This window comes from Chthoniobacter sp. (genome assembly GCF_040003245.1).
In the GTDB taxonomy this organism is placed as follows: domain Bacteria; phylum Verrucomicrobiota; class Verrucomicrobiia; order Chthoniobacterales; family Chthoniobacteraceae; genus Chthoniobacter.
Map to the genome: position 1 here is coordinate 1 of NZ_JBDUCX010000326.1, position 6,308 is coordinate 6,308.

Here is a 6,308-nt window from a genome sequence, read left to right on the forward strand (position 1 = left end):
ATACTCCTCGGAAACCAGCGTGGCGTCCACGGCCAGCAAATGATCCTCGCCCAGCCAAAGCCGGCAGCGCGTGGCGGTGATGCCAAAGGCCACCCGGCGCAGGCCGCGTCCGCCGAGTTTGGTGTAAGGATTGGGAGTGCGGGCCATAAACTCAGTGGTGCGGCTTCGCCGTGGAAATCGCGACGACCACGGCTATCCAGCCGCCGATTTCCAACAGCGCGATGATGATCGCCAGCACCGACCGCCAGCGGGTGCGCGGCACTACGCTGGACGGCGCATTCCAATGGCGGATGGCCAGGTAAAGCGCGATCGGCGCGGTCACGATCGTCGGCCAGACGATAATGATCGGGATGATGGCGACGGCCAGCGCGAGGCTGTCGTAGAGCGTGCGCTTGTTCTCCAGCTTTTGCATCCGGCCCTTTTTCTTGCCCGATTCGATGCACAACGAACACAGGTGTTCACCGTTCATCTCCACGTCGCAGACCGCGCAGAGAAAGCGACCGCAGCTATCGCAGGGCACCACGGCTCTCTTCGTCGCATGGAAAAAGCAGGTCGCCTCCCCATCGATAACGACCTTCTCGCCGACTGAACCCGGGCCGGGCGGACGCAGCACCGCCGGGAACACCTCAATCTGCAGCTTCGCCCGGCAGGACGGACAGGCCCGCAGGTCGTGCACATTGTAGAGCACGAGAGGCAGCGGCGTGCGGCACTTCGTGCAGGCAACGAGCCGGGGCGTCATTCGTTAACAGAACCTCCACGCTCATTATTTTCGGCGTAATACCAACTCATGCTTGAAGACTCCCAAGGTGGCGAAATTTCCGGCGGAGAGTGCCGAAACCCATTTGCAAAAGCAAAGGCTTTCCGCAGTCGAGGCGAACCACGAAAACGCCTCAGGATTTTGCGCCCAGCAGCCCGCGCGCTTTCAGCCACAATTCCAGGCGCCCCGGCCAGTCACCCGGAGCCTGGGTGTCATTCGGCCGCAGACCAAAGCCGTGCCCGCCCGTAGAATAGATATGCAGCTCTGCGGAGACGCCCGCTTTGCGCAGCGCGAGAAAGGCCAGCGTGCTGCCTTCGGCCAGCGAGCCTTTGTCATCGTTGGCCTGCGCGAGGAACGTCGGCGGGGTCTTCGCACTGATGTGAATCTCGGGCTTCAGCTCGGTGAGCGAATTGTCCGCGAGAATGTGCCACGCGTAACAGAGCATGAGAAAATCCGGGCGGCAGCTCACCTTGTCGATGTCGTCCGCGGCGGGATAAAGGCGGGCGTCATCATTCGTCGTGGCGATGAAGGCGACCTGCCCACCGGCGCTGAAGCCGAACAGCCCGATGTGATCCGGTTGCACCCCGAAATCGGCCGCCTTGCTCCGCAGCAGGCTCACAGCGCGCTGTGTGTCCATGGCGGGAAATTCCCACATCTTCGGCAGCTTGTTCGTCGGGCAGCGATGCTGGAGCACCGCGGCGACGAATCCACGATCGCGAAACCACGTCGCCAGTTCCGATCCTTCATGCTGCGAAGCCAGCACCCCAAATCCCCCGCCGGGCACGATGATCACCGCATTCCCGTTCTTCTTTTCCGGCAAATAGAACTCCAGCCGGGGCTCGGTCACATTGGTCAGCCGCTGGATGGGCAGCTTGTCCGTCGGCTTCGGCTCGGTGAGCGTCTCGGGCCCGGGGGCCGTGAAATCACCCGGCGGCTTGCCTTCCCAGAGCTTAAGCACCTTGTCTGGTTTGGCTGGTTCGGCGGAAACGATGGGCGTGAGCGTGAAAACGAGCGCGCAGAGGAAGACGAGTTGTTTCATGGGGGATCTTTCCAGCACATACCAGCGGAGGGGGCAGAGGGGTAGTCGAATCTACTCTGACCGGCCCCCTAAGAGAACGCCGCCGGAGAGGTTTTGCTAGTCCGGCGTGGAGTGATCGGAATTTTGCCTCTATATTCCTGTGCTCCGCCCCCTGAAACTGTGAACCAACTCCATTACCCTGCCTTCCTGAGATTCGCGCCCTTGGCGTGCGGGGCCTTGCTCATCGGGCTGCCGCTGGCGGCGCAGGCGGCAGAGCGCACCGGGGGGGAGATTTACCAGAAGATGTGCGCCTCGTGTCACGGGGACAAGGGCCAGGGGGTCGTGGACAAATACGACGAGCCGTTGCACGGCAATCGCTCCGTCGAGGCGCTGACCAAGCGCATCGCGCGGACCATGCCCGATGACGATGTGGGCACGTGCGTGGGTGAGGATGCCTCCAGGGTGGCGGCTTATATTTACGAAACATTCTATTCGGCCCGGGCGCAGGCGCGGCTGCACCCGCCGGAGTTTGATATTTCCCGGCTGACCATCGCGCAATATCGCACGGCAGTAGCCGATGTCGTGGGCCGCTTCCGGCCCGGCTTCGACAAGCCGATGGGCACGGAACGCGGGCTCAAGGCGCACTATTCCGGCATCGTGATCGAGAAGCCCGCGGAGCCCGCTCCCGCTTCCACCGAAGTGAAGCCGGACGAGAAGCCGCCAGTCAAGAAGCCCGAGGAGAAGAAGAAGGATCCGGAGAAAGTGCGGTTCGACCGAATGGATCCGCAGGTCGCTTTCCACTTCGCCGCGGGAAGCCCGGACCCGGAAAAGATGGGGCCCAATGAATTTTCCGTGCGCTGGGAAGGCTCGGTCTACGCGGAAGAAACCGGCACCTACGAGTTCATCGTCAAGAGCGAGAATGGCGTGCGGCTGGCGGTGAACGACCCGAAGAACCTGCTCGTCGACGCGTGGGTGAGCAGCGGACCGGAGGTGCGCGAGGAGAAGCGGAGCATCTATCTGCTCGGCGGGCGCTCGTATCTGCTCTCGCTGGAGTTTTTCAAGTTCAAGGAAAAGACGGCCTCGATCGAGTTGCAATGGAAGCCGCCGCACGGCGTGGTCGAGACCATCCCGCAGGCGTGCCTTTCGCCCGACCGTCCGCGCGAGACGATGATCGTGAAGACAGCCTTCCCGGCGGATGACCGCAGCGTCGGCTACGAACGGGGCACCGGCGTTTCGAAAGGATGGGACCAGGCCACCACGGATGCCGCGCTCGACGTGATGGAGCACGTGGACAATCACCTCGACGAACTCTCCGGGTCGAAATCCACCGCGCCCGATCGCGTGGACAAGCTGAAGCTCTTCGCGCGGCGCTTCGCCGAGGCGGCCTTCCGGCGGCCGTTGAGCGACGAGAATTACCAGCACTTCATCGTGAAGCAGTTTGACGCGGCAAAGACGTCCGAGATCGCCGTCAAGCGGGTGGTCCTTTTCACGCTCAAGTCGCCGCGCTTTCTTTACCCGGAAATTCCGACGGAAGGTCCGCCGGACAACTACGCTGTCGCGGCACGGCTCGCGTTGAGCCTCTGGGATTCCATCCCCGATCAAAAGCTGCTCCAGGCCGCTGCCGAGGGCAAGCTGCGCACCCGCGAGCAAATCGCCGCGCAGGCCAGCCGGATGATGACCGATCCGCGCACCAAGGCCAAACTGCGCGGCTTCTTCCACTACTGGCTGGAGCTGGAACGCGCGGAAGCGATCTCGAAAGACCCGAAGTCGTTCCCGGAATTCGATGCGCAGGTGCTCGCCGACTTGCGCACGTCGCTGAATCTTTTCCTCGATCAGGTCGTCTGGAGCGAACACTCGGACTACCGCGAACTGCTCCAGGCCAATTACCTGCTGCTCAACGCGCGCCTGGCGAAGCTTTACGGCAAGAGCGTCGCGGGTGACGGATTTCAACGCGTGGACTTCGATCCGAAGCAGCGCGCCGGCGTGGTCACGCACCCGTATCTGCTCGCCGCCTTTGCTTCGAGCAAGGCGACCTCGCCCATTCATCGCGGCGTGTTCCTCACCCGCACCATCGTAGGCATGACGCTCAAGCCACCGCCCATGGCCGTGGCGTTCGAGGACGCCAAGTTCGACGCGCATCTTACCATGCGGGAAAAAATTACCGAACTGACGAAGAACACGAATTGCATGGGCTGCCACGGCACCATCAATCCGCTTGGCTTCAGCCTGGAGAATTACGATGCGATCGGCCGCTGGCGCACGCAGGACAATAACAAGCCGATCAACGCGGTGAGCGATTTCAATACCGACGAAGGCGACACGATCCGGCTTACCGGCGCGCGTGATCTCGTGAAATTCGCGGCGGAAAACGCGAGTGGCCATCGCGCCTTCATCCATCTGCTTTTCCAGTACACCGCGAAGCAAGCCGTGAATGTTTATGGGCCGGACACGCTGGAGAATTTGCGGCAATCGTTCGCCAATTCCGGCTTCAATATCCGCAAGCTTCTGACCGATATCGCCACCGTCGCCGCCGCGCGGGGCATTCCCGAGCCCGACACCAAGGTCGCGCAAGAAGTGAAACCGCCGCCCGCCGCCGCACCCCATCCACTATGAGCACCCTGAACCGCCGCCAATTCCTGCAACATCTGGGCGTCTCCGCCGCCGCGCTGCCTTTCCTCGCGGGCCTGCCGAGCCTCCGGGGCGCGACGCTCCCGCAGAAGCGCCAGCGGGTGATCATCATGTTTTCGCCAAATGGCACGCTGCCGAATGAGTTCTGGCCCGATCCCGCCGGCGAGGAACTGGTGCTCAAGCCGATCCTCGAGGGCCTCGCGCCGTACAAGGACCGCACGCTGATCCTCAACGGCGTCTACAATAAAATCCGCGGCGATGGCGACAGCCACATGCGCGGGATGAGCTGCCTGCTCACCGCCAATGAACTCCTGCCCGGCAATATCCGCGGCGGTGGCGGCAGCCCGGCCGGCTGGGCGAGCAGCATCTCGATCGACCAGGAGATCAAAAACTTCCTCCAGGGCCAGGCCGCGACCCACACCCGTTTCGGCTCGCTGGAATTCGGCGTCGCCGTGCCGGATCGCGCCGATCCTTGGACGCGGATGAGCTACTCGGGAGCGAACCAGCCGGTCGCGCCGATCGATAATCCCTACCAGATGTTCGGTAAGCTCTACGGGAAGATGAAAGACCGGGACAGCCTAGTGAGCATCCTCGACGATGTGCGCGACGATCTCACCAAGGTCTCCGCCAAGCTCAGCGCGCGCGATAAGGCGCTGCTCGACCAGCACGTCACACTCGTCCGCAATCTCGAGCAGGAACTCCAGCGCACCGACACGGACGCCAAGCTCGCACACCCGATGCCCGAGTTGGATCCGAGCGTCGAGCTCGTCAACGACAACACCCCGCAGATCAGCCGCATGCAGATCGACCTGCTCGTCAACGCGCTCGCCAACGACATGACGCGCGTGGCCACGCTGCAATACATGCGCTCCGTCGGCCAGGCGCAGATGCGCTGGCTCGGCATCCAGGAAGGCCACCACTCCCTCTCCCACGAGCCCGACACCAACAAGGATTCCTACGCCAAGCTGCAGAAGATCAACCAGTGGTTCTGCGGCGAACTGGTCTATCTTGCCAAGCGCCTTGCCGAGACTCCCGAGCCCGCGGGCGAAGGCAGCATGCTCGACCACACCCTCATCGTCTGGACCAACGAACTCGGCAAAGGCAACAGCCACACCCTCGACAACATCCCCTGCGTGATGATCGGCGGCTGTCCCGGCTTCAAGATGGGCCGCAGCCTGAAGCTCGACAAAGTCCCGCACAACCGCCTCTGGCTCACCCTCGCCCACGCCATGGGCCACGATCAGCTCCAGACCTTTGGCAAAGCCGAGCTCTGCGAAGGTGGCGTGCTGAATCTGGGGTAACGTAACGGCCGCACCTCAGGTTTGGCCGTCTTATGCGCCAATCAATGTAGCCACTCCGACTTGGAGAGTCGGTAAGACCGCGAGTATTTTTGGCGCGAGCGGCTGCAAATCCACCAACCGATTCGAATATGCCTTCAACACCAAAACGGCAATCTGGAATTTCGGTAGATGCTGCTGAAAAGACAGGTTTCGATCCATGGTCACGAACACCTCAAATTCCTTTTCGGCCAACGCCAGCAGACGACCGTTTTTAATGTCAGCCCATCCCATTTGCGGCGCCGTTTTCACTACATGTCCCTTCAAATCCCTGGCCAGCCGCCGGTCGATGCACTCATCCAGCAGGATTTTCACGCCGCCCCAGCCACCATCCGCTTTTTAGCCTCTTCCAGGAAGCCGATCACCTGCTCGCGCGTTACGGTTGGAAATCCTTCAAGAAAATCGTCGATCGATTCGCCGCCTTCGAGGTAGTCGATCAGCGTTTGTACTGGCACACGGGTGCCCGCAAAAACGGGCGTTCCGCCCATGATGTCAGGTGCCGAACTGATGATTTTCTTGCGCACACCGCCAAGATACAGGGATACGCGAACGACTCAAGATTTGTAAA

The 6,308-nt window shown here is 61.9% G+C and carries 6 protein-coding genes; 2 read left to right on the forward strand and 4 right to left on the reverse strand.

The window, feature by feature from the left end; all coding sequences use genetic code 11:
• Window positions 1-151 precede the first annotated feature (151 nt).
• The gene (locus ABJF10_RS28440; RefSeq protein WP_348547989.1) at window positions 152-739 is read right to left on the reverse strand and encodes a hypothetical protein; all 588 of its coding nucleotides are present in this window, start codon (window positions 737-739) and stop codon (window positions 152-154) included.
• Window positions 740-890: 151 nt separating this feature from the next.
• Window positions 891-1,796: an alpha/beta hydrolase gene (locus ABJF10_RS28445; protein WP_348547990.1), complete on the reverse strand. Its 906-nt coding sequence runs from the start codon at window positions 1,794-1,796 to the stop codon at window positions 891-893.
• A 159-nt stretch (window positions 1,797-1,955) separates the two neighbouring features.
• Between ABJF10_RS28445 and ABJF10_RS28450 the strand changes: the two genes are divergently transcribed.
• Both ABJF10_RS28450 and ABJF10_RS28455 read left to right on the forward strand, forming a co-directional pair.
• Entirely contained in the window at window positions 1,956-4,388 is a 2,433-nt protein-coding gene (locus ABJF10_RS28450; protein ID WP_348547991.1) for a DUF1592 domain-containing protein, read from the forward strand.
• The gene (locus ABJF10_RS28455; protein ID WP_348547992.1) at window positions 4,385-5,704 is read left to right on the forward strand and encodes a DUF1552 domain-containing protein; all 1,320 of its coding nucleotides are present in this window, start codon (window positions 4,385-4,387) and stop codon (window positions 5,702-5,704) included. The genes ABJF10_RS28450 and ABJF10_RS28455 overlap by 4 nt, the downstream gene beginning before the upstream one ends.
• Before the next feature lie 30 nt (window positions 5,705-5,734).
• On the opposite strand, the gene ABJF10_RS28460 is transcribed toward ABJF10_RS28455, so the two are convergent.
• Together ABJF10_RS28460 and ABJF10_RS28465 are read right to left on the reverse strand one after the other, a co-directional pair.
• Entirely contained in the window at window positions 5,735-6,055 is a 321-nt protein-coding gene (locus tag ABJF10_RS28460; RefSeq protein ID WP_348547993.1) for a DUF5615 family PIN-like protein, read from the reverse strand.
• Window positions 6,052-6,264, reverse strand: coding sequence for a DUF433 domain-containing protein (locus tag ABJF10_RS28465; RefSeq protein ID WP_348547994.1), 213 nt, complete (start codon window positions 6,262-6,264; stop codon window positions 6,052-6,054). The genes ABJF10_RS28460 and ABJF10_RS28465 overlap by 4 nt, the downstream gene beginning before the upstream one ends.
• Window positions 6,265-6,308 lie beyond the last annotated feature (44 nt).

What these genes read in the sequence shown, in the direction of transcription:
- ABJF10_RS28440 (WP_348547989.1), bottom strand. Translation starts at nt 739, where the DNA reads ATGACGCCCCGGCTCGTTGCCTGCACGAAGTGCCGCACGCCGCTGCCT.
- ABJF10_RS28445 (WP_348547990.1), bottom strand. Translation starts at nt 1,796, where the DNA reads ATGAAACAACTCGTCTTCCTCTGCGCGCTCGTTTTCACGCTCACGCCC.
- ABJF10_RS28455 (WP_348547992.1), top strand. Translation starts at nt 4,385, where the DNA reads ATGAGCACCCTGAACCGCCGCCAATTCCTGCAACATCTGGGCGTCTCC.